Below are 24,913 nucleotides of genomic sequence, written 5' to 3'. Positions count from 1 at the left end.
AATCAGCTCAATTTACCGACTGATCTGTCGCTAATTTTTTTTCAATGCGTCTGTCTGGTATAAGCCACATCAGTGCTACCAATACGTAAAAAGCAAAACTCAGGTACGTACTTATCCAGGCACACGCTATTCCTACGACATACAAAAGGGTGGAAATTTTGCCTTTTTTGTCATTACCAACGGCGGTAGCTAACGGCGATTTTTTGCCCTCATGCTTAATCAGCACTTTTACCAAAATGAAGTAAGCAATTGAGTTCATCAGCAGTACAAAGCCGTACATCACTACGGGCCAGACTGCTGCAAATGAGTTTTCGCCCATCCACGCACTTACAAAAGGTACCACCGACAGCCAAAATAACAAGTAGAGATTGGCCCACAACACAGTGCCATTAATTGATTTTACAGCGTGAAACATGTGGTGGTGATTGTTCCAGTATATACCCACATAAACAAAGCTCATTACGTAACTAATAAAAACGGGCCACATATCTTTCAGATCAACCAGTTGAAAATGGCCGTGCCCAGGCACCTTCATCTCTAACACCATAATGGTAATGATAATGGCAATTACGCCATCGCTGAAAGCCTCTATCCGGCCTTTCCCCATGTTTACGTTTATCGGTTGCATAATACGCGCAAAATAATCAATGTAAATTACCAGAGAAAACAGAAGTAAATAATTAATTACATACTTATAATAACTATTGGTTTAATCGTAAATACTTGATAAACAACAACTAATTGTCTAAAAAAGGCTTTAATTAACTTTTTATTAAAAAAAGATAAAATCATTATAACCTTAACAAAATATTATACGTAAAAATACCTGATTTTGAGTTTTAGTTAAGGGAAAACATTTACTCAAAAAAATGTAACAGAAATGTTGCAAAAGTATTTTTTAACGGTATATTAGCTATACAAATAGTTATTTAATACCCCTAATTAATTCAAACCAATGATGCAAAAAGAAAAGTCGATTTCGCTTTTTCTGCCATTGCTTACGGGCATTTTATTGTTATTCGTTTTCCTGTCGGGAATCACCGAAATAGCCTGCCTGGCGAGTTACGCAAGTAAACCCGAACCAGCGGTTAGTTTAACAAATAAAATCCGTCCAATGGCGCCAACAGTCAGAAACGCGCAAAAGGTGTTATCATCTGTAGTAGTTTCTGATTTGTCTAAATAGCAATTTTGCCCAGAGGCATTTAAAGCTATCTTACCCCTATTAAAAAAGGGTTGTTTCGTTTGGCGAAACAACCCTTTTTTTCGAATATCGGCACTGTATTTTAGTAATCAGAGTAATCCGTCGGGTAAAGGAACAGACTTTCAGCTTTGGATACATTTTTCTGATATTCAGGCATCTTGCCTAAAGCCTTGAAACGTTCGTCGTCAAAAAACTTTTTCCATTTGTCTTTATTGTCCTGTAAGCTGTTAAAGGTAGTCATGTACATAAGGTTTGGCATATGGCTGCCGGCAATTACCTCTGCATAAAAAACGGCGTTAAAATTATAGCCTTTAAAAATACCTATCTCGTCGCCGGTATTAAACATTTTTACTTTGCTGGCATTGTATTTTTCTGTCGCGCTTTCATAGCTTCGCAGTTCATAAATACGGTCGACTTTTTTTGCTGTTAAATCAGGTATATTAGGCTCAGGTGCTTTTGGGAACGCACGCAAAACGATGGTTTCCATACGTGTATAGCACGGATCGTTATATGGGGCGTTTAAATAATCTTCACCGGCTTTCAGATAGGTTTCATCACTTAATAATTTGTGATCGGTATTCTCTAAAGCGTCCCAGGTTTTGTAAGGGATGAAAACATACACTTTTTTATCCAGGCTGTCTTGCTTCAGTACTTTAAACACACCTACGTTTTTAACACCGGCTTTATGTAACGCTGGTAGATAAGCACTTTCAAAATAAGCATCTAAACGCCTCTCCTGCGCAGCCGTTTTGAAGTGGTAGATCTTAATCTGATAGTAATATTGCGATGCCGCCTGAGCGCGCATGGCAAAACAAAAGCATGTTGTAAATACAAACAATGCTATTAATACAATTGGGCAACTTTTATATCTCATTTTTTGGTTATTTACTCTTTTATTAGATTTAATCGCGGTAAACTTACAATTAGTAATACAAATACTGCAGTTACCAGCTTTAACAAGTTGGCATCAACGCCAATACTCAACGTTAAAGCCAGCACCAGTTGGAAGATGACGGCGCCCGTAAGCACCAAAATCAAACTTACCCATACAGAAGTAATATGCAGCCAGTTGATCAGTGTTTCGGCAATAATTACCGAGCCCAAACCAACTATTACAATACCTATACCCATGCTAATATCAGCAAATCCCTGAAACTGGGTAATCAGGTAGCCGCTTATCGCAGTGAGGCCGTTGGCCAACGCCAGGCCAATAATTTTCATACGTTCAGTATTTACACCTAGCGCCCTTATCATAGACTCGCTGTTGCCGGTTGCGCGCATGGCTAAGCCGAAATCAGTTTTCAGCAGGTAGCCTATCAGAAACGTCATGATTATTACGAAAAACAACAAAATCACCCCTGTATTTTGACTAAAATCGTTTAGCCAAGCCCAGGAGGAAAATATTGAAGATGTACCTACCAACGGCAAATTAGAGCGCCCCATCAAGGTAAGGTTTATTGAATATAGACCATACATCACCAATATACCTGCTAACAGCGCATTCATTTTTAATTTGGTATGAATTAACCCGGTGATAGCGCCTGCTACCCCTCCTGCTACAAAAACAGCGGGAAGAATTAAATAGCCGGATACATGCCTGGTAAGCAAAATAGCTGTTACTACCCCGCCCAAGGTATAACTGCCGTCGGTTGTGATATCAGGTATGTTAAAAATCTTCATTGATATATAGATACCCAGCGCAATGCCCGAAAAACAAAGTCCCTGTAATAAAGCGGTAAGGTAAAAGCTCATTATTTTACAGCTTCAAAGTTTGCAGGTATGGCGATCTGATATTTCTTAACGGCCGCAGGATTATAAACACGCTTTCTGATCTTCACCATCTCAGGTTTCAGGCCATCGGTTTTGTGTGTTTTAAGGTACTGGGCTGCTTGCTCACCGGCCTGATATCCCCACTGGTAAATATCAGCACCAAAGGCAGCTACTGCACCACGCTGCACTAAACCCGCCTCGCTGGTGAAGATGGGCACATTGGCAGCATTGCAGTTTTTCAGTATAGTTTCAAACGATGCAAAAACAGTATTGTCCGGATTAGCAAAAAAAGCGTCTATCTTTTTAGCTAATAAAGCCTGGGTTACCAGTTGCGCATCTGCAGATGAATTTAGCGGCAAGGCAATCAATGTAACATTTAGTTTATCTGCCAATAATTTAATGCGCTGCATGGCATCAGCCGACTGCGGCTCGGCTTCATTATAAATCATACCGATAACCAGTTTGGGCCCTTTTGGCCTTAACAGTTTCGGTATAATGCTGAATGAGGTATCGATATAACCCAAATCCTCAACCACGCCAAACAAATTGGCCGGGGCTTTACCGTCAGCGCCAATAACTTTCATACGCTCGGGCGTTGGCGAAACCATTTCAAAAATGGGGATAGTTTTGGTGTTTTGTACCGCTGTTACCGACGATAAGGTTGTGCAGGTAGCCAGCAGATCAACTTTCTCTGACACAAAATAATTAACAATCTGCGTTAGCGTGGGGATATTACCCTGTGCGTTACGATATTCAATTTTTACCGTCTTTTTATCTTCACTAAAACCTTCCTTTTTTAAAGCATCGGTGAACCCGGTGCGGGCTTGCGCTATGGTAGCATCCTCGAAAGCATCGACAAAGCCAACTACCGGTTGGTTACTGGTTTTGGGCGAGTTGCAGGCTGATGCTAAGGCGGCTAAGAGTAATAATGGCAGATACTTTTTCATTTTACTAAGTTAGATAAACCAAGTAAGGTTCAGAAATGTAGCCATCAATTTTGCGTCACAATTGAAAGTTACCAAACTAAATACTAAGAGGCGCGATGTATCGCGTCTCTTACCAACATGACAAATCCCTCAACCAATCATACCGCCATTTATACAATTTACAAATCCATATCGTTTTGTTTTCGCTACTTTAGCCCCCGTCATGACATCTATTGTATCAAAACTACCACAGGTAGGCACTACTATTTTTACTACTATGTCGGCCCTGGCTGCCAAGGTTGGAGCTATTAATTTATCGCAGGGCTTCCCTGATTACGAATGTTCACCCCAACTTATTGAGCTGGTTAACCAAGCCATGAAGGATGGTTATAACCAATATGCACCCATGGCCGGTAACAAATTGCTGCGCGATGAAATAGCTAATAAGGTAAAAAGGCTACACAACGCTGAATATAATCCGGACACCGAAATCACCATTACGGCCGGTGGCACACAAGCCATCTTCACCGCTATTAGTGCAGTAATTCATGCTAACGATGAAGTAATAGTTTTTGAACCGGCTTTTGATTGCTATGCACCGACAATAAAAGTAATGGGCGGTGTGGTTAAATCGCTTGAACTCGAACCGTCAAATGGATATCGTATCGACTGGGGCATGGTGAAAAAACTCATTACCAACCGCACCAGATTGATTATTCTAAATTCGCCGCATAATCCTACGGCTACCATCTTGCATCAGGAAGATATCGACCAGCTCAGTTCCATTGTACGTAATCAGGATATTTTGATTTTGAGTGATGAGGTTTATGAACACTTAATTTTTGATGGTGAACAGCATCATAGTATGGCCCGATATCCGGATTTAAAAGAAAAAAGTTTCATTGTAGCCTCATTCGGAAAACTTTTTCACGCCACCGGCTGGAAAGTGGGGTATTGCCTGGCTCCCGAATACCTGATGAACGAATTCAGAAAGATACATCAGTTCCTGGTGTTTAGTGTTAACTCGGCCGTGCAACAAGCTGTAGCACAATATTTAAAAGATGAAGCTACTTATACCTCATTACCTGCCTTTTTTCAGCAAAAACGCGATTATTTCAGGAAGGGATTAATTGAAACTAAATTTGAATTACTACCTTCATATGGATCTTATTTTCAATCTGTTAAATATGGTCACTTAAATAATGAGTCTGACATAGACTTTGCAATGCGCTTAACCACAGAAGCTGGAGTGGCCTGTATCCCCACATCTGTATTTTATACGCGGGGTACTGACTATAAAGTTTTGCGTTTTTGTTTCGCCAAAAAGCAAGAAACGCTTGATGAGGCCGTTAATAGATTATTAGATTTTAAACTTTAACCTAATTATTAAATGCATTAGCGAACCTAACTGCCGAAACTTATTTGCTTATGGAAAATTTAAAGATCACTATATTTCAAGGTTATTTATTTTGGGAAAAGATTGACCAGAACTTACAAAACATAGAATTGCGCCTCGGCAATATTCGTGAAAAAACTGATCTGATTATCCTGCCCGAAATGTTTAACACCGGTTTTACCATGAACGCTGCCCAACTGGCCGAACCAATGAATGGTAAAACCATGCAGTGGATGCATCAAATAGCCCAAAAGTTTGATTGCGTAATAACCGGCAGTTTAATTGTTGCAGAAGGTGGAAATTATTACAACCGCCTGGTATGGATGCAGCCGGACGGTAGGTATAACTATTATGACAAACGGCACTTGTTTGCTTTAGGCAAAGAACATGAAACCTATACTCCCGGTACCAAAAGATTGGTTGTTGAACTTAAAGGTTGGAAAATTTGCCCGGTTATATGTTACGATCTGCGTTTCCCGGTGTGGCTGCGTAATGTCAACGCTGCTTATGATCTGTTATTAATAGTAGCTAACTGGCCTGAGAAAAGAGCGCTGCACTGGCGTACCTTGATACCGGCGCGCGCGGTTGAAAATCAATGCTATGTAATTGGCGTGAACCGTGTGGGCCATGATGGTAACGAAATTTACCATTCGGGCGATTCGACCTGTGTTGACCCTAATGGCAATACGGTTTATTATAAACGAGACGAAGAAGACGTATACACCTTTACTATTATTGGAGACGAAGTTGTAAAAACTCGCCGGCAGATGCCGTTTTTGCGCGATGCCGATAATTTTAACCTGATTTAACTTTTGCAGCCCGCTGATTAGCCGTAAACTTCTTTACTTTGCATTTTTATAATTTGTTTTAAAGTGATAAAAACTTATAGCGCTATTATACTGGGTTTGCTGGCTGTTAGTCTTAGCGCATCGGCACAAAAGAAAAAAGATTATACGGGCTATGTAAATCCGTTCATTGGTACCGGTGGCCACGGCCACACTTACCCGGGCGCGGTAGTTCCATTTGGCATGGTTCAGCTAAGTCCTGACACCCGTTTAGAGGGCTGGGATGGCTGTTCGGGCTATCATTACACAGATTCTGTTGTTTATGGCTTTTCGCATACGCATTTGAGCGGCACCGGCATTGCCGACTACTGCGACATATTGTTTATGCCAACCACAGGCACACCGCAGTTTAAAAACACTGAACACAGCTCTCGCTTTCAAAAAAAGAATGAGTTTGCATCGCCGGGATATTATAAAACCAAACTAGATAAGTATAGTATTGATGTAGAGCTCACCGCCACTACCCGCGCCGGTATGCACCGGTATAGCTACCCCTCAACCCGCGAGGCCAATATTATTATCGACCTGCAACACCGCGACCAGGTTTTAAACTCATGGATTGAAATAGTTAACGACCATGAGATTAAAGGATACCGCGAATCAAGAAGCTGGGCCAATGACCAGCATGTGTATTTTTATGCTAAGTTTTCTAAACCCTTCAAAGCCTATGGTATAGCTGTTAATGACGTTTTGCAGGAAGGTTTAAAGAAAGCTGAAGGCAAAAATCTGAAACTTTACATTCGCTTTGATAACCCCGGCCAGGTAATTTCTAAAGTCGGCATATCGGCAGTAAGCGCCGACGGAGCGCTAAAAAACCTGAATGCCGAAATGCCCGATTTCGACTTTAAAAAAGTGCAGCGTGCAGCTAAAGCGCAGTGGATAGATGCGCTTGCTAAAATAGAGGTTGAAGGCGGTGCGCCCGAAGTAAAACAGGAAGAGCAAATGTCGACAGAGGCTTTGGCTTATGGGTATGGCCGCCCTCCGGGCAAAAAAGCCCCTGTTGTTGACTATGGCAAGATTAAACGCACCATATTTTATACGGCGTTATATCATGCCATGTTGTCGCCCAATATTTACAGCGATGTTGACGGTCAATACCGTGGCATGGATCAGAAAATCCACACGGCAAACGGCTTTAACTATTATACCGTATTTTCTTTGTGGGATACTTTCCGTGCCGAGCATCCGCTGCTGACGCTGATCGACAAAAAACGTACCCTTGACTTTATCAAGAGCTTCCTTGCGATATATGATCAACAGGGCCTGCTCCCTATCTGGTCGCTGGCCTCAAATGAAACTTATTGTATGATTGGCAATCATTCTATTCCTGTCATAGTAGATGCATACGCCAAAGGAATCCGCGATTTCGATGCGGAAAAAGCTTTGGAAGCCATGAAAGTATCCGTTAACCGCAATCAGTTCGGGTTAGATTCATATCGCCAAAACGGTGCAGTATTAGCCGATAACAACCAGGAGTCGGTGTCAAAAACTTTAGAGTATGCCTTTGATGATTGGTGTATAGCGCAGTTTGCCAAAATGCTGAATAAGCCGGTTGATTATAACCAATATATTCAACGCGCCCAATACTGGAAAAATGTGCAGGACAAAGACAGCGGCTTTGTGCGCGCCCGTAAAAACGGCGACTGGCTAACGCCTTTTGATCCGAACGAGGTAAACCATAACTATGTGGAGGGTAATGCCTGGCAGTACTCGTTTTTGGCGCCGCAGGATGTTAACGGCTTAATCGCCCGTATGGGGGGCAAAGCCAATTTTAGCGCTAAACTAAATGAGTTATTTACTACCACCGCCCCGTTAACCGGCATACAACAACCTGATGTTAGTGGTTTGATTGGCCAATATGCACATGGCAATGAACCAAGTCATCATATGGCCTATCTGTTTAATTTTACTGACGACGCCGACAAAACGCAGTTTTTTTTAAACCGTATTATGAGCGAACAATACAGTGATAAACCTGACGGCCTTGCCGGTAATGATGACTGCGGGCAAATGTCGGCATGGTATGTAATGAGTGCTTTAGGCATTTATAATATCGCTCCGGGCCAGCAGCAGCTCCAAATAGGCCTGCCGCAGTTTGAGAGCGCCGTGATACATCTGGAGAATGGTAAAAAGTTTACCATCCTAAATTCCGGCAGCTCGGTGGCTCGAAATAATATTTACCTGCAGGGAATAAATCTTAACAAAAAAGCCTATAACAAGCTTTATCTAAGCTATGATGATATAGCCAATGGCGGCGAGTTTGAGGTTTTCACGGGGCGTTTGGCCAACCGTATATTTATGCAGGACCTGGAAAAATCAACCTCAGAAATTACAGCTAATTTGATCACGCCTAACCCTACCATTACTTTGCTTAAAACCTTTGCGCCGCCAACACAAGCGGCAATAAAAAGCAACGATACAGAGGCCGACGCGATCTATTTCACCACTGATGGCTCTACCCCGACTACGTCTTCAAAATTGTATAGTAAACCAGTTCCGGTTAGTTCAAATATGACTATCAAAGCAATAGCCGTACATAATGGCAAATCAAGCTTCGTAACAGAAGCACATTATTAAACGTCCTATATCAAAAATAACATGGCTTACGACGAACAACTTGCAAACCGAATTAGAGAGGCGCTTATTGAGCGCGGCATTGAGGATATTGAAGAAAAGAAGATGTTTCGCGGATTATGTTTTATGGTAAACGGCAAAATGTGCCTTTGTGTTAGCGGCGATGAAATGATGTGCCGCATAGGCCCTGAATACAAAGAAGCATTGGAGCTAACTGGTGTGCGCGGAATGATAAGAAACGGCAAGCCTTTAAAAGACTATGTATACGTAAGTCCAGACATCATCAAAATAAAAAAAGAATTTGAAAGTTGGGTTGATAAATCTTTAGCGTTTAATAAATTTGCCAGGGCCACCAAAAAATAAACCAATAAAAAATACGGGCCGCTTCTCCTAAAATTTAACTGTTAAAATTGCGTTGTTACCTATTTATAACCCGGCCGCTATATTGAGCCAATAATTTTACATCTTTACCGAATGTTCAGACGTATAAAAAACAAATACCTGAGATACTTTGTCATCTTCATTTATGCTATAATCATATTCTTTTGCGCCATTGAGCTAAATTTTCTATGGCTTTTCGGCTACTCGCCGGATATGAATGATATCAAAGCGCCAACCATGTCTGTCGGTTCACAAGTTTACACAGCCGACGGCAAGCTGATAGGCGAATATTATCATGAAAACCGCTCGCCGGTACAGTTTAAAGAGATATCGCCAAGCATTATTAATGCCTTGGTAGCTACTGAAGACGTGCGTTTTTACAAACATGGCGGTGTTGATTTCTACTCTTTCTTTACCAGCGTTCTGTCAACCGCCAAAGGCGACAAGCGCGGCGGCAGCACCATCACCCAGCAGCTGGCGAAAAACCTGTTCTCAACACGCAAGCGCAAATCGCAGGGGGTATTGCGGCATATCCCGGTGGTACGTACCTTAATATCAAAATGTAAAGAATGGTTAACCGCTTATAAAATTGAACACTTGTATAGCAAGCAGGAAATTTTGACACTATACTTGAATACAGTTCCGTTTGGTAATAACTCATTTGGTATCAAAACAGCCTCACTTAAATATTTTGATAAAACACCAAATGAGGTAAACCCTGCCGAAGCAGCAATGCTGATCGGTATGTTGAAAGCAACATCTACCTATAACCCAATCAATAATCCGGACAAAGCCATTGAGCGCCGTAACACGGTTTTGAGCCAGATGGAGAAATATGACTATCTGAGCAAAGCTGATTACACCAAATACAGCGAAACATCCTTGGGGCTGAATTTAAGCTATGTTGAGGACGACTCGCACGGAGATTCATACCTGCGCGAAGCCGTTGAACGCTGGCTTAAAAAGTGGTGTAAAGACAATGATTATGACCTGTATGAAGATGGTCTGAAAATCTACACCACTATCGACTCCCGCTTACAACAATATGCTGAGGAAGCCGTGGCCGAAAAGATGAAGATGCTGCAAAAACGCTTTAACGGCATTTGGGGTAAGAAAAACCCGTGGCGCGATTCAAAAGGTGTTGAGATCAAAGATTTCGTTTTAAAAAACGAGCAGAAATTACCGATCTATAAAATGCTTTCAGCAAAATATCATGGTGATACTACGCAGATTCAGGACTACTTTAAAAAACCTAAACGCATGAAGGTTTTTACCTGGAATGGCGAACATGATACCACTTTTTCTACCATTGATTCCATAAAATATTACGCACGCATCCTTAATACCGGCATGATGACGATAGAGCCATCAACCGGAAAAATTAAAGTTTGGGTTGGTGGTATCAACCATAAATATTTCAATTACGACCATGTTAATCAGGCCAAGCGCCAGGCTGGTTCAACCTTTAAGCCCTTTGCTTATCTGACTGCGCTGGACAATGGTTATACCCCTTGCGATAAATTTACCGATCAACCGGTATCTATCAAATATCAAGACGGCGGCAAAGAAGAAGTGTGGTCGCCCAATAATGCCGATTTTCATTTTAGTTACCAGGAAATGTCGTTACGTTGGGCCATGGGCAAATCAGTGAACTCTATCACAGCGCAGCTTACTGAAAAAGTGGGTTGGGATAAAGTTGTTGAGTACGCGCACAAAGTAGGTATTGAAAGCCCACTCAAGGCAGTGCCTTCCGTTTCGCTGGGATCAAACGACGTTTCTGTTTATGAAATGGTTCGTGCTTACAGCACTTTCCTCAATAAGGGCCAAAAGATTGACCCGCTGCTGGTAACCAAGATCACCGATCATGACGGCAATGTTATACAGGAGTTCACCGTGAAAATGCAACAGGTAATTAGTGAGGAAGTTGCCTGGCTGATGTTATATATGTTCCGCGGCGGTATGGAAGAGCCCGGCGGTACCTCGCAAGCGTTATGGGAGTACAACGGCTTGTGGAAAAAAGATAACCAGATTGGTGGCAAAACCGGTACATCTTCAGATTATGTAGACGGCTGGTATATGGGTATCACCAAAGACCTGGTAACCGGCGTTTGGGTTGGCGCCGATGATCGTAGCGTACACTTTAATACATCTGAAAGCGGCGAAGGCTCGCACACGGCCTTGCCTATATTTGGGTCTTTTATGGAGCGGGTTTATGCCGATAAACAGTCGGGATATACTTATGGGCCATTCCCGAAGCCGTGGGTTAAAATTACCAAAACATACGACTGTCCTTCACCCCGGATATCTAAGGACACCACTTCGACAGACAGTTTAAGTATGCCTTTGGACACCACGAATTTCCCGGGAGATGCGCCTCCGGCCGCAAACCCGGCAGGTACCAATCAGTAATATAAATATTAAGTTGATTTATTAAATTAGCAGCGAGGTAAACGTCAATGAATTCTATCCTTTCCGCTACACATAAATCAGCCAGATATTTATTCGCTATTCTGTTTTTTATTGGTTTACTGGTAATAAGCATTTCAGCGCAGGCGCAATATTTTGGTCAAAACAAGGTTCGCTACAAAAACCTGAAATTTAAGGTTTATAAAACCCCGCATTTTGAATTGTATTACTATCTGAAAAATGATAGTATGATCCGTCGTTTTGCTCAGGAAAGCGAGTTATGGTACACCTTGCATCAGCAGGTTTTCAGAGATACCTTTCGTAAAGCCAACCCGATCATTCTTTATGCCAATCACCCCGATTTTCAACAAACTACCGCTATTGATGGCGAGATTGATGTAGGTACCGGCGGTATTACCGAAGGACTAAAAAACCGTGTGGTGATGCCGGTGATGGAGAATAATCAAATGACCCGCCATGTTATTGGCCACGAATTGGTACATGCCTTCCAATACCATATCCTGCTTGGGCATGAGGACAATAGTTACGAAAACATTAATAACCTGCCACTTTGGATGATTGAAGGTATGGCAGAATACTTGTCGCTGGGCAAGAAAGATGCCTATACAGCAATGTGGATGCGCGATGCCTACCTGAATCATGACATACCGACGGTTAAGGACCTGACCGAAAGCAACAAGTATTTCCCTTACCGTTATGGCGAGGCCTTTTGGAGCTTCATTGGTTCAACATATGGCGATACTATAATCACCCCGTTCTTTAAAAACACGGCCAGATTTGGGTTGGCTTATGGTATCAGGCATACTTTTGGATATGACGATAAAACGTTGTCTAAACTTTGGGCAAACTCTATCGAAGCTACCTATAAGCCTTTTCTGAAAGATACTGTTCAAAAGCCTGTTGGAGAGTTAGTGATCAGTGATAAAAATTCGGGGAAGATGAACGTGGCGCCTGCTATTAGTCCGGATGGCAAATATCTGGCTTTCCTGTCAGAGAAGAACCTGTTTACCATTGATCTTTTCCTGGCCGATGCTAAAACGGGCGCAGTGATCAAAAAATTAACGAGCAAGGTATCCAATACACATATTGATGAGTTTAACTTTATCGAGTCGGCCGGTACCTGGTCGCCCGATGGAAAGAAGTTTGCGTTCAGCGTGTTTGCTAAGGGACGTAACCGTATGCTGGTGGTTGAGGTACCAAGCGGAAAAATATTGGAAGATGTATCGATGGGAAAAGTTGGACAGTTCAGTAACCTGTCATGGTCGCCAGACGGCAGTCAGATCGCTTTCCAGGGATTGGCCGAAGGTCAGGGCGATTTATACTTATATAACTTTAACACTAAACAGGTAAAGCAGTTAACCGACGATAAATTTTCAGATTACCAGCCAAGTTTTTCCAGGGACGGTAAAAAAATCGTTTTTTCGACCGATCGTACTACCTACGATCAAACAACATCGCAGGATATTACCTTTAATTTAGCGGAGTACGATCTTGCAACCGGCAAAATCACCAATCTGCCAATTTTTAACGGCGCTAACAACCTCAATGCGCAATATTCGTCAGACGGTACACAAATTTATTTCTTATCAAACCGTGATGGTTTCCGCAATATGTATCGGTACACTATTGCCACAGGAAAAGTTGAGCAAATGACGGATTTGTTTACCGGCATTTGTGGTATCACAGAGTTTTCGCCGGCGTTAAGTATTTCGGCAAATAATGATGTGGTATATTCTTACTACCGCGCACAGAAATATTCGCTTTATAATGCCAAGGCTACAGATTTTACGCCCAAAACTATTGATCCGGGGCATACTGATTTTGAAGCAGCTTTGTTACCGCCATCTCGTGCAGTTGGTGTCGATCTGATCAATTCAAACCTGAATAATTACCTGGCCTACCCCAAAATCCCGGCCGATTCAATAACAGCTATACCCTACAAACCAAAGTTTAAACTGGATTATCTGGCCAGTACCGGCGTTGGCGCTTCGGTAAGTTCATTTGGTACCGGTTTGGCTAGTGGCGTGCAGGGTGTATTTAGTGACATTTTGGGCCGGAATCAAATTTACGCGGGCCTGGCCATTAATGGCGAGATCTATGATTTTGGCGGACAATTGGTTTACATTAAACAAACCGGCAGATGGAATTTTGGCGGAGGTATATCGCATATCCCCTACCAGTTTGCCAATTATAACGTGGTTGCCACTACGCAAACTATTGGCGGTAAACCTGTACCCGTAACTGAGGAGCGTTATGACATCATACGTATTTTCGAGGATCAGGCATCTTTGTTTACCTCCTATCCTATTTCAAAATCAACGCGTGTTGAGTTTGGTGGCGGGGCGTCGAGATATAATTACCGGGTTGATCGTTACACTACTACCTATGACACCTCAGGAAATATAATAGATTATACCAAAAATCACATATCCAATAAAGATTACAATGCTGACCCGACAAATGGCCAGCAACTCAATCCTTTCACTGTTTTCCAGGCAAACACAGCCTTAGTGGGCGATAATTCATTTTTTGGTGTTGCCTCGCCGCTTAACGGCTATCGTTACCGCATAGAGGCCGAGTACAATTTTGGTACCTACCAATTCTTTGCGCCAACTATCGATTTGCGCAAATACGAACGTGTGGCGCCGGTTACGTTTGCTGCCCGTTTATATGGCTATGCACGCCTGGGTAATTCAAACGGCTTATATCCGCTATATGTAGGTTACCCCTTCCTGATAAGAGGTTACGAGGCACAGACATTTTATAACGGCAATGGCAAGCCAAGCAACGGTTTCACCATAGATCAACTATCCGGTACGCGTACCGTGGTTGCAAATTTCGAGGTACGTTTGCCATTTACCGGTCCGGAAAAATTATCGGCTGTTAAATCAAAGTTCTTCTTTTCAGAACTTAATTATTTCTTCGACGCCGGGTTAGCGTGGAACGCAGGAAATCAGGTTAAATTCCAGATGGCGCCAGACAGGATTGGCACCGACCCTAACGGAAATGGTGTTTACAACACAAACCAGCGTGTGCCCGCGCTAAGTACAGGGTTGTCATTGCGTGTAAATGTATTTGGTTATTTTGTATTGGAACCTTACCTAGCTGTACCACTTAACCGTAACGATGTTAGCAAACCAGTATTTGGTTTAGGTTTTACTCCGGGGTGGTAATTTAAACATAAGGCGTTTTTGACGGTTATATAAAACAATGAAGAAACTTGTTTTCACTATCGGGTTAATATTAGGCTCTTTGAGCCTGTTTGCCCAGGCCAGTGCTGTTGATTCGGCGCACCAAACAGCTAAAACTACACAGCCGGTGTTAAAGAATAATGAGGGCGCGAAGATGAAGCCCACAGATGACGCAACGACAAATATTTATAATTCGCCCGAATTTTGGAGCTTTTACCGAACGATAAGATTTGCAAATTTAAGTGAGACTATCAGGAGCCGCGGCCCGTTAACTGTTTTTGCGCCAGACAACGATGCTTTTACAAAATTGCCCCCCGGCAAAATTGATTCTCTTTTGGAACCCAAACGTTTACCAGATTTAATAGCTATGGTAACCTACCACGTTGTGCCCGGCGTACTTAAAGCTAAAGACATTTTGCATGCAATAAAAGCCGGCAATGGCACTGCAACCTTCATCACCCTAACAGGCAATAAATTAATGGCTAAGCTGGACACTAACAGAAATATTGTGTTGATTGATGAAAACGGCGGGCAAAGCGTAATCAGCAAATTTGATATTCAGCAAAACAATGGTGTTATCCATATAGTCAACGCCGTGCTGATGCCTAAGTTTAAAGAAATATAAGCCGACTTTGGGGTGACAAACCATCCAAATTGAATTTCCGTAGTTAAATAAATTGTAAATACTACGAAAATGAAAAGATTAGCTTTGATATCAACCTTAGCGGTTGCCTTTGCATGGGCAGGATGCCAAAATAGCAATGGACAAAATAATAACGGCAGATTAAGCAAACCCGCAGCCGAGTGGAAAAAAGTTCTTAGCCCTAACGCTTATCATATTATGGTTGAGAGCGGTACCGAGCCACCTTTCCATAATGCTTACTATAATAATCATGAAAAAGGTATCTACGTTAGCGCAGCTACCGGCGAAGTATTGTTTTCGTCGGCAGATAAATATGATAGCGGCACCGGTTGGCCAAGTTTTGTAAAACCGGTTAATATGAAAAAAATAAAAATAGTGACAGATAACAGCTTTGGCACCACCCGGCAGGAAGTTATTGAACGCAGTACCGGCTTGCATCTGGGACATGTATTTGATGATGGCCCTGTTGACAGAGGTGGTAAAAGATACTGCATGAACTCAGGCGCCTTAAAATTTATTAAGCAGTAATAAAGTTACGACGATTATTGATTGAGGGGCGTAGTTGCGTTTTGTTGCGCAAGCTGCTTTCATAATTTAAACCAATGGTCAGATCTATCCAGTTTGGATTTACAGGTCTGATCATTTTCTCCTTTTGCGGGCGGGTATAAGTGCTTACCGTTTTGAAACGCTCCATCGCCAATTCTTCTGAATTGATCTCTTCAAAATAAACCAGACGGTTTAGCTGTTTCGCACTATCGAAAAACAAAGTTGGCATTTCTTCATAAAACTTAATGGTTTTTAAAAGATCTGAGCAAAGGCCAACGTGTAAATTATTACGGTTTCTGTCGGTGATGATATAGATAAAACGTTTCATTTTGATAATAAATTTGCTGTTTGAAAAATAATTACTAACTTTATGAGCATAAAATTACTAACAATTTTAGTAAATCCAAATTTTATGACAAAAATTTCGTCAAATATTAAATTCCTTAGAAAAAGCAAAGGATTAACACAGCAACAATTTGCTGATGAGGTAGGTATTAAAAGGTCATTGGTAGGCGCTTATGAAGAAGAGCGTGCCGAGCCCAAATATGATTTGCTAAAAAAAATAGCAAATTTCTTTGATATTACCGTTGATGATTTTATAAATGAAACCATAGACGACAAATTTTTAGCAAAGCCCAAACCTACCGCGGGCGGTGTGCGCATCCTTAGTATATCTGTTGATAAAGAGGATAATGAAAATATTGAGATGGTACCGGTAAAAGCCAGTGCCGGTTATATGAATGGTTACGCCGACCCGGAATACGTGTCGCAGTTGCCAAAGTTACATTTGCCGATGTTTAAGAACGGTACCTTCCGCGGATTTGAAATAAAAGGCGACTCTATGTTACCACTTGTTTCGGGTACTACAATAATTGGTGAATATGTGGAGAATTGGGGCGATATAAAAGCCAATGAAACCTATGTAATTGTTTCAAAAAACGACGGCGTGGTTTATAAACGCATAGGCAATAAGTTTAAAGACAACAAAAAACTTAAACTGGTATCTGATAACCCGGCTTACGACCCGTATGAGGTTGCCGGGGAAGATGTTTTAGAGGTATGGAAAGCTAAGGCCTATATATCTACACACCTGCCCTTACCTAACCCTGAACCTACTATGGAAAGCCTGACCAGCATGATGGCGCAGATGCAACGATCAATAGCTAAATTGGAAGGCAACAATTGATTTGATTTCGGAATTGGAGGTCCGATTTCGGATTTATTGACTTTTGTAATTAATAGGCAGCATTCAAATTTTTAATTTGAGACTTAATTCAATTCCGAAATCGAATATCCGGGATCTGAAATCCCCCCTTGGCAACAATTAAGTTACATACTCTTGGTTAAACTTTATTCATTTATCTTTATCATAACACCAAAAAATTAAATCTAAAGAAAATGAAAAAGGTATTATTAGTATGCGCTTTTGTTTTGGGTATTAGCGCTATAAGCTTTGCTCAGGATAATAACGGTGACCAGGGCGGCGGCCGGCGCAGAGGTGGTAACCCAACTCAAATGGCAGCCAGGTTAAAAGACAAATTATCATTAACAGATGACCAGGTTGCTAAAGTTACCGCGCTTTACACTACCCAGGTAAAGGTTCAGGATAGTTTAAGAACCGCTAGTAATGGTGACAGACAAGCGCAACGCCCTGCGATGGCTGCTTTGAGAAAAGCAACTAACGATAAGATCACTGCTTTATTAACTGCAGATCAGCAAGAAAAATTTAAGAAAATGTTAGCAGACCAAGCTGCTGCACAAGCTGCAAGGCGTAACGGTAACTAATTTATAAGTTTGAAAAGAGAGCAGCGTTAAGCTGCTCTTTTGTTTAAGGGCAGTTGTTTATAGCAACAATTAAGTTACACATCTAAATATTTCTATTTAACGACTATCTTTAAGTATCACCAAATCAAAAAAACCGATAAAATGAAAAAATTACTATTAGTATGCGCATTCGTTATTGGCGTTAGCGCAGTTAGCTTCGCGCAGGGCGGCGGCCGTATGGGTATGAGCCCCAAAGTGCAGGTAGACACTTTAAAAGCACACGTTGCAGGAATCACAGACGAACAGAGCGCTAAAATATTAGCGGTGTACCAAGGTGCCCGCAAACAACGCGACAGCCTTATGGAAGCCGCAAATGGTGACAGACAAGCTATGATGTCAGGCTTTATGAAAATGCAGACAGCAACTGATGCTAAGATTTCAGCTATCTTAACCGCAGATCAAGCTGCAGCTTACAAAAAAATGGTTGAGGCACGCATGGCGCGTATGAGAGCGCGTATGCAGGGCAACAACTAATAATTCATATTTACACAAAGAAAAGCTCCGACAAACCGGGGCTTTCTTTATTTTAGCTAAAATTTAAGCAATTGAATCCGGCTAAAAAATATATAACAAGCAAGCTAGACGAGCGCAGGCAAAACGGCGGCTATCGCACGCTTAAACCTGAAAGCAACCTGGTAGACTTTTGCTCAAACGATTACCTGGGTTTTGCACGGTCGCCGCTATTGCGCGGTCAAATTGAAGCCGAAATAAATAGCCGGCCTAATTTGAACGGCGCCACCGGCTCAAGACTGATATCGGGTAACCTGGCTTATACTGAAGCATTGGAGCGCGAAATAGCGGCTTTGTTTAAGGCAGAAGCCGGCCTGTTATTTAACTCGGGCTACGATGCAAATTTAGGGCTTCTCTCCTCTTTGCCGCAACGCGGCGATACTGTTATTACTGATGAGCTAATTCATGCTTCGTTAATTGACGGCGCTCGCTTAAGTAACGCCAACCGGTACACTTTTAAGCATAATGATCTCGTATCGCTTGAGGCCAAATTAAAAAATGCTAAGGGCGTAATCTACGTAGTTACTGAAAGCATTTTTTCTATGGACGGCGATATGCCTCCATTAGAAGAAATGCTGACGTTAACGGAAAAGTATGGCGCCAATCTGATAGTCGACGAAGCACATGCAGTTGGTTTGTATAAGACTGGTATTGTTTCGGCTTTTGAACTTCAGGACAGGGTGTTCGCCCGTGTGGTAACCTTTGGCAAAGGCCTTGGCTGTCATGGCGCTATTGTTTTAGGGAGCGATATACTGCGTCAGTACCTGATTAATTATGCTCGTTCGTTTATTTATACTACTGCTGCGCCGTTCCATCAGTTAGCTACTGCCTGGTGTGCTTTTAAATTACTACAAACATCTGACCCGCATATAGACGAATTGCATCATCGCATCCAATTATTCAAGAAAACTATAGTTTTAAATGCCCAGAGCAACTACGCTTTGATTGCCAGCGATAGTGCTATCCAGTGCATCCTGTTAAAAAGCAATGATAAAGCTAAAGGCGTTGCTTCGCATTTGCAAGGTCGCGGGTTTGACGTTCGCGCTATAATGAGCCCTACTGTAGCCGCTGGAAGTGAACGGATCCGCATTTGCTTACACACTTATAATACCGCCGGCGAGGTGACCGCGCTGGCTAATGAAATAAACCATCTGCTTTATGAATAAACCACTCTTTATAACCGGCATTGGTACAGGTATCGGCAAAACCATCGTATCGGCAGTTTTAGTTGAAAGCATGCAAGCCGACTACTGGAAACCGGTACAATCAGGCGATCTGGATAACAGCGATACCTTATACGTAAAAAGTTTGGTATCGAACAATAAAACTGTTTTCCACCCCGAAGCCTATCGGCTAACCCAACCTTTTTCGCCGCACAAATCGGCTGCGCTGGATGGCATTGAGATCGATCCGTCCACTATCAGAACTCCTAAAACGGATAATACGCTGATTATTGAAGGCGCGGGCGGACTTATGGTGCCACTAAACCACACTTTTTTAATGATTGACCTTATACAGCAACTCAATGCAGAGGTGATATTGGTGGTAAAACATTATTTGGGTAGCATCAACCATACTTTACTCTCATTAGAAGCGCTGCACAGCCGCAACATTCCCATAACGGCGCTGATCTTTAATGGCGAATCTAATGAATCTTCAGAGTCTGTGATTAAGGGCTTTGCCAAATGCCCAACACTTTATATTCCGGAAATACCGCAGATAAGTAAGGAAAGTATCGCCAATATTAAAATAACCCTGCAAAACAAACCGGCATGAAAAAAGTAGCTGTAATAGGATCAGGAACCATGGGAAATGGTATAGCCCATACTTTTGCCCAATATGGTTTTGAAGTTTCGTTGATTGATATAAATAACGAAGCTTTGCAGCGCGGATTAAAAACTATCAGCACAAACCTCGATAAGCAGGTTAAAAAAGAAGTACTTACCGAAGCTGACAAAACTGATATTTTAAACCGAATAACAACTTTTATTGATTTGAAGACCGGAGTGACCGGCGTAGGTCTAGTAATTGAAGCCGCTACTGAAAATCAGGAAATTAAATTAGATATTTTTAAACAGCTAAGTGATATTTGTGGGAACGAAACCATCCTGGCTACCAATACGTCATCCATATCTATTAGCCAAATAGCATCGGTAACCAATCGTCCTGAAAACGTCATCGGTATGCATTTCATGAACCCTGTACCGCTTATGAAGTTGGTTGAGGTAATTAAAGGCAAAAACACATCGGCACAAACTATCCAAACCATAATGCAACTTTCGCGGCAGCTGGAAAAAATACCTGTTGAAGTAAATGACGCACCGGGTTTTGTGGCTAACCGCATTTTAATGCCTATGATTAACGAGGCGATATTTACTTTATATGAAGGGGTATCAGGTGTGGGGGAAATTGATACGGTGATGAAGCTGGGTATGGCGCACCCGATGGGCCCATTGCAACTAGCCGATTTTATTGGACTGGATGTTTGCCTGGCCATCATGAACGTGTTATATGATGGTTTTAAAACTGATAAATACGCCCCCTGCCCTTTACTGATTGATTTAGTTAACGCTAAACAGCTTGGCATTAAAACTGGAAGCGGCTTTTACAAGTATACACCAGGCAGCAAGGACATGGTGGTTGCCGACCGTTTTGTCTGATAGTTTTTAAACTTTTCCGTTTAATATTTGTCAATGTTATGAATTGTTAAAACACATTGACCGATGAAAACATTAGGAAAAATTGGAATTTTAATAGCCTTAGCCGGTAGCTTACTCACATCATGCGCCGGTGACTATTACGTAACTTCGCGACCCGCTGAGCCGTATTATGTACGCCCGGCTTCGCCATATGCCGGTGCCGTGTGGGTTGACGGCGAATGGGTATGGACAGGCGGACGTTATAATTATGTAGGCGGCCATTGGGCTCGTCCGCGTGCCGGCCGCACCTGGGTGCGCGGCACCTGGGTACATGGTAACCGTGGCTATGCGTGGCACCGGGGCTATTGGCGATAAGCAAGTTTAAAATCGTTAAAAGCCGGTTGCCAATGCGCAATCGGCTTTTTTTGTATTAAACGGTGTATAAATAGCGCTTTTGTTAATAAGTTTGTTATTGGGTAATTGATGAAATTATTTTTAAATTTATCAACAAAGCCTAAGCATAAAAAAGGCCATACTATTTGGGAAATTTCTACATCGTTTTGAACTATTTATTTACCGGCCGTTGTTACAAAAAGTGGCAGTTATGTTGCGCCCTGCTGTTACTTTTATCCGCTAAAATTGTCCGGGCTGAGGGCAGTAAAGAAATAAACTCTAACGGCGGCGGCCGCGCCTATTTATATTCAAGTAAAACAGCTACGCAATCATTTCCATTCCCCACATTGGGCACTATGAAAGTGTATGTAAAAGCCGGTGAAACTATCAATGTCGGATCGAGTGCTCAGGGCATAAATTCAGGTACCATATACCTTAGAGCGCCTGATGGAAGCACTTTTACCAGCGGAAATTCAAAAACCACAGGTTTTATATTGGACGCTTCTCAGGAATCGGCCGGCCCGTTACCCGCTGCCGGTGGCTATACACCTTACAAAGTAGTGGCTACAGCTGCACAGGAAGGCGTTTGGGAGGTTGACTTTACCGCGCCGGGAAGTGATAACGGCTCTGAATCAAACCCGGTTGTAACGCCGGCAGGCGGCAATTGGAATCAACCAACCGGCCCATATATAGCCGCATTTGATATTACTGTATTCAATACTTCAAACGCTCCGGTTAAAGGGAGGGTATTTACCAATATATTCTGCGGGGTGCTGAGTTCTTTCAGCCTGGGTTTTAATGGTATATTTTACATTTTAACTAAAGACGGCTATCAATATGTTTTAGATAATAACGGGCAGGCGGGTAATGGCTTCTCATTTTTTGCAAACAACAAAGGTTTTAAAACAGCAAGCGGTACAGCAAGCTATCAGAGCGTTAACAACACTGCATCGCCATTAGTGCAAGACCCAACTGCTCCCGATACACAGACAGATATTACTCATAAAATATTTTTCAATTCACCGGCGGCTGATCTTCCTGCATCAGCGAAAACACCTGGCAACGGAAATACCTGGTTAATCAACCCTCCTTTTGTACCCACTATCACTAATGTTCAATTTGTTGGCACTGAAGGTACCGTAGGTCAGGCAGGGACCGCGCCGCTTGGTGGATCATTCAATTTTGACGTTACCTCAAACGGCAGTTACGTTTTAGCTATAGACGTCAATAACAATGGATCTTTTACTGATGCTATTGACCGCAAACTTACCGGTAAAGTTACAAATGGCAGCAATAGCATAGTATGGGATGGTTTGGACGGGTTAGGCAACAAAATTCCAGCTGGCACCACAATTTATAATGCAAATTTATCGGTGTCCTTATTTAATGCAGAGGTTCATTTTCCGTTTTTTGACGTTGAAAGAAACATAAACGGTATAAAGCTTACCCGAACTACCGGTAACGGTGCGCCCGACAATACAGTATATTGGGATGATAGTCCGCTTACATTAACAGGTACCCCTTCAAACCCTATTACCAATTTAACTGGTATAAATAGTTTGGTGAATGGGCACAAATGGGGATCGCCTACGTTTAATAACTCTGAAAATGATTTTGGCAACAATAAAAGTATTGATACCTGGGCATATGTTAGCCAGGCGCCGATAAGCAACAATTTAACATTTACATTAAGGGAGGCCGATCTTGAGGTGGTTAGTCTTAAATCAGATGTGGTTAAGGGTTGTGCAGGGCAAGTTGTAAACTACGTCGCGACGGTTAGAAATAACGGCCCCAGTGATGTTAAAGGTTCAATATTTGAATTTGATTTTCCGGCCGAAATGGTCGATGTAAAAGCCACCGGTACGCAAACAACCGGCACTACCACTATAGTTAGCAGTATAACCAATCCGGCTTCATACATTGCAACAATGGATATGCCTAATGGCGCGGTCATTACGTTTAACATTACAGGCAAGGTATCTAAAGTGCCGGCCACCGGTAAAGTAAGCGTAGCTGCAACCATACGTCGGCCGGCTGATGTAACTGACCCGGACGCGACTAACCCAGACGCCGCAGTTCCAACCGATGCTTTTAACGAATGCGATTCTGCACCATCAGGTGTAGGTTGTAATAATATAAAAACAGATACAGCAACCTTTCTGGCAGCGCCTGACGCAGGACCTGATCAAATTATAGAGCGCGATAAAAAGGCTACCGTTACCGCTAACCAGGCAGGTATCTGGGCTCAGGTAGGTAACACACCGGCTGCGGCAACCATTGCTTCGGCAACAACTGCTAAAACTGATATAACCGGTTTATCTCAGCTTGGTGCATACAAATTTGTTTTTACTAATCTAAATGGCTGTACAGATACGTTAACTATTAATGTAACATCGTCAAAACTTGGTAATGCAAATGTAATTACGCCCAATGGCGACGGTAATAATGATGTATTGACAATACCAGATATTGACAAATTCCCTGGCAGCCACTTGTCTATTTATAACCGTTGGGGTAATGAAGTTTACCATTCAGACAATTATGCTAATGACTGGGCCGGAAAAGGTTTGGCCGACGGAACATATTATTTTGTGCTAAACCGCCGGGAGGCAAACGGGACATTTAAGGTATTTAAAGATTGGATATATTTAAAACATTGATGATGGGTAGACTGAATAAATATATCCTGCTGCTTTTTCTCACCGCTATAAGTTTTACCCAAGGCTTTGCTCAGCAAACCATACAACTTAGCCAATATTTGTTTAATGGGCTGGCGGTAAACCCTGCCTACGCAGGTTACAAAGACAATTGGACAGTGAATGCAAGCAGCCGGTTGCAATGGGCCGGAGTAGAGGGCGCCCCTATTACCAATACTTTATCCGTTGACGGTATTACCGATCCTGAAAACAAGAACGTCGCGCTTGGATTACTGGTAACCAATGACCGGCTGGGGCCAGAAAATAACTCTTCGGTTTATGCTAATTATTGCTACCGTTTACGTTTAAACAACGAAGACTCTCAACGTCTTTGTTTTGGCGTTGGTGTGGGTGCAATACTTTATAATATTGATGGCACCAAATTTAATACCGGTAATGCAACAGATCCGACAATCTCGTCGGCCATACAAAATAAATTGGCGCCAGACTTCAGGGCAGGTATCTACTACTACTCGCCATCCTTTTATATAGGCGGGTCTGTTTTAAATTTGGTACCTAACGCCTACCCCGATCCTAATTCTGTATTTATCCAGGAAGTAAGGACCTATTACCTAACTGCAGGGGCAATGATCAATATCTCTCCCGTTCTTGACTGGAAGCCTTCGTTTTTGATAAAAGAAGATTTTAAAGGGCCAACCAATATCAATGTCGCCACGTATTTCCTGATTAGTGATTTAATATGGGCAGGCGCTGCCTACAGTACCAGCGCTGCGTTGTGGAACAAATCTAATTTGCAAAGTAACCTGGTTCGGTCTGACGCTATTACCGGTATGGTGGGTATAAACATTACACCTCTTTTCCGTTTCGGTTATTCTTATGACTATGGCACCAGTAAACTTTCAATGTTTCCGGGTGGATCACATGAAATTTCGATAACCTATAGTTTTGCCCGCGCGAAGGGCAGGATATTAAGTCCGCGCTATTTTTAGT

At 42.3% G+C, this 24,913-nt stretch carries 23 protein-coding genes; 18 read left to right on the top strand and 5 right to left on the bottom strand.

Features of this window, described 5'->3' with window-relative positions:
- Positions 1-7 precede the first annotated feature (7 nt).
- Entirely contained in the window at positions 8-628 is a 621-nt protein-coding gene (locus tag ACFS5N_RS03640; RefSeq protein ID WP_377182339.1) for a TMEM175 family protein, read from the bottom strand.
- Positions 629-955: 327 nt separating this feature from the next.
- Between ACFS5N_RS03640 and ACFS5N_RS03635 the strand changes: the two genes are divergently transcribed.
- Entirely contained in the window at positions 956-1,183 is a 228-nt protein-coding gene (locus ACFS5N_RS03635) for a hypothetical protein (protein ID WP_377182337.1), read from the top strand.
- Between the two features lie 100 nt (positions 1,184-1,283).
- Here ACFS5N_RS03635 and ACFS5N_RS03630 read toward each other — a convergent pair whose 3' ends face one another.
- Genes ACFS5N_RS03630 through ACFS5N_RS03620 form a run of 3 tightly spaced genes read right to left on the bottom strand, consistent with a single transcriptional unit; the run spans position 1,284 to position 3,918 of the window.
- Positions 1,284-2,075: an NIPSNAP family protein gene (locus ACFS5N_RS03630; protein ID WP_377182335.1), complete on the bottom strand. Its 792-nt coding sequence runs from the start codon at positions 2,073-2,075 to the stop codon at positions 1,284-1,286.
- Positions 2,076-2,086: 11 nt separating this feature from the next.
- Positions 2,087-2,953: an ABC transporter permease gene (locus tag ACFS5N_RS03625; RefSeq protein WP_377182333.1), complete on the bottom strand. Its 867-nt coding sequence runs from the start codon at positions 2,951-2,953 to the stop codon at positions 2,087-2,089.
- Positions 2,953-3,918, bottom strand: coding sequence for an ABC transporter substrate-binding protein (locus tag ACFS5N_RS03620; protein ID WP_377182331.1), 966 nt, complete (start codon positions 3,916-3,918; stop codon positions 2,953-2,955). The genes ACFS5N_RS03625 and ACFS5N_RS03620 overlap by 1 nt, the downstream gene beginning before the upstream one ends.
- Positions 3,919-4,120: 202 nt before the next feature.
- Here ACFS5N_RS03620 and ACFS5N_RS03615 point away from each other — a divergent pair, with 202 nt between their 5' ends.
- From ACFS5N_RS03615 to msrB, 8 genes are all read left to right on the top strand, one after another.
- Entirely contained in the window at positions 4,121-5,275 is a 1,155-nt protein-coding gene (locus tag ACFS5N_RS03615) for a methionine aminotransferase (protein ID WP_377182329.1), read from the top strand.
- Between the two features lie 50 nt (positions 5,276-5,325).
- Positions 5,326-6,102 carry an amidohydrolase gene (locus ACFS5N_RS03610; RefSeq protein WP_377182327.1) on the top strand — a complete coding sequence of 259 codons (777 nt, stop codon included), beginning with the start codon at positions 5,326-5,328 and terminating at the stop codon, positions 6,100-6,102.
- A 63-nt stretch (positions 6,103-6,165) separates the two neighbouring features.
- A complete protein-coding gene (locus ACFS5N_RS03605) occupies positions 6,166-8,715 on the top strand; it encodes a GH92 family glycosyl hydrolase (protein WP_377182325.1) in 2,550 nt (849 codons plus the stop codon).
- A 21-nt stretch (positions 8,716-8,736) separates the two neighbouring features.
- Complete coding sequence (locus ACFS5N_RS03600; RefSeq protein WP_377182323.1) at positions 8,737-9,075, top strand: TfoX/Sxy family protein; 339 nt, start codon at positions 8,737-8,739, stop codon at positions 9,073-9,075.
- 111 nt (positions 9,076-9,186) lie between these two features.
- Positions 9,187-11,502, top strand: a complete 2,316-nt coding sequence (locus ACFS5N_RS03595) for a penicillin-binding protein 1A (protein WP_377182321.1) — start codon at positions 9,187-9,189, stop codon at positions 11,500-11,502.
- Positions 11,503-11,549: 47 nt separating this feature from the next.
- Positions 11,550-14,693, top strand: a complete 3,144-nt coding sequence (locus tag ACFS5N_RS03590) for a tolB protein precursor (protein ID WP_377182320.1) — start codon at positions 11,550-11,552, stop codon at positions 14,691-14,693.
- A 37-nt stretch (positions 14,694-14,730) separates the two neighbouring features.
- The gene (locus ACFS5N_RS03585) at positions 14,731-15,336 is read left to right on the top strand and encodes a fasciclin domain-containing protein (protein ID WP_377182318.1); all 606 of its coding nucleotides are present in this window, start codon (positions 14,731-14,733) and stop codon (positions 15,334-15,336) included.
- Between the two features lie 69 nt (positions 15,337-15,405).
- Positions 15,406-15,882: a peptide-methionine (R)-S-oxide reductase MsrB gene (gene msrB, locus ACFS5N_RS03580; protein WP_377182316.1), complete on the top strand. Its 477-nt coding sequence runs from the start codon at positions 15,406-15,408 to the stop codon at positions 15,880-15,882.
- Here msrB and ACFS5N_RS03575 read toward each other — a convergent pair.
- Positions 15,872-16,228, bottom strand: coding sequence for a GIY-YIG nuclease family protein (locus ACFS5N_RS03575; protein ID WP_377182314.1), 357 nt, complete (start codon positions 16,226-16,228; stop codon positions 15,872-15,874). The genes msrB and ACFS5N_RS03575 overlap by 11 nt on opposite strands.
- Positions 16,229-16,312: 84 nt before the next feature.
- Between ACFS5N_RS03575 and ACFS5N_RS03570 the strand changes: the two genes are divergently transcribed.
- The 9 genes from ACFS5N_RS03570 (at position 16,313) to ACFS5N_RS03530 (ending at position 24,912) form a co-directional block, all read left to right on the top strand.
- A complete protein-coding gene (locus ACFS5N_RS03570; RefSeq protein WP_377182313.1) occupies positions 16,313-17,086 on the top strand; it encodes an XRE family transcriptional regulator in 774 nt (257 codons plus the stop codon).
- 212 nt (positions 17,087-17,298) lie between these two features.
- Entirely contained in the window at positions 17,299-17,685 is a 387-nt protein-coding gene (locus tag ACFS5N_RS03565; protein WP_377182311.1) for a hypothetical protein, read from the top strand.
- Positions 17,686-17,826: 141 nt separating this feature from the next.
- Complete coding sequence (locus ACFS5N_RS03560) at positions 17,827-18,198, top strand: hypothetical protein (RefSeq protein WP_377182309.1); 372 nt, start codon at positions 17,827-17,829, stop codon at positions 18,196-18,198.
- A gap of 71 nt (positions 18,199-18,269) precedes the next feature.
- Positions 18,270-19,400, top strand: coding sequence for an aminotransferase class I/II-fold pyridoxal phosphate-dependent enzyme (locus tag ACFS5N_RS03555; protein WP_377182307.1), 1,131 nt, complete (start codon positions 18,270-18,272; stop codon positions 19,398-19,400).
- Complete coding sequence (gene bioD, locus ACFS5N_RS03550; RefSeq protein ID WP_377182305.1) at positions 19,393-20,010, top strand: dethiobiotin synthase; 618 nt, start codon at positions 19,393-19,395, stop codon at positions 20,008-20,010. The genes ACFS5N_RS03555 and bioD overlap by 8 nt, the downstream gene beginning before the upstream one ends.
- On the top strand, positions 20,007-20,894 hold the full coding sequence (locus ACFS5N_RS03545) for a 3-hydroxybutyryl-CoA dehydrogenase (protein WP_377182303.1): 888 nt from the start codon (positions 20,007-20,009) through the stop codon (positions 20,892-20,894). The genes bioD and ACFS5N_RS03545 overlap by 4 nt, the downstream gene beginning before the upstream one ends.
- 63 nt (positions 20,895-20,957) lie before the next feature.
- Entirely contained in the window at positions 20,958-21,248 is a 291-nt protein-coding gene (locus ACFS5N_RS03540; protein ID WP_377182301.1) for a hypothetical protein, read from the top strand.
- Between the two features lie 185 nt (positions 21,249-21,433).
- Complete coding sequence (locus ACFS5N_RS03535; RefSeq protein ID WP_377182299.1) at positions 21,434-23,926, top strand: T9SS type B sorting domain-containing protein; 2,493 nt, start codon at positions 21,434-21,436, stop codon at positions 23,924-23,926.
- On the top strand, positions 23,926-24,912 hold the full coding sequence (locus ACFS5N_RS03530; RefSeq protein ID WP_377182297.1) for a PorP/SprF family type IX secretion system membrane protein: 987 nt from the start codon (positions 23,926-23,928) through the stop codon (positions 24,910-24,912). Before ACFS5N_RS03535 ends, ACFS5N_RS03530 begins: the two co-directional genes overlap by 1 nt.
- Position 24,913 lies beyond the last annotated feature (1 nt).

Source organism: Mucilaginibacter ximonensis, assembly GCF_042686265.1.
Taxonomy (GTDB): Bacteria; Bacteroidota; Bacteroidia; order Sphingobacteriales; family Sphingobacteriaceae; genus Mucilaginibacter; species Mucilaginibacter ximonensis.
This window is presented reverse-complemented; position numbering and strand designations above follow the sequence as displayed.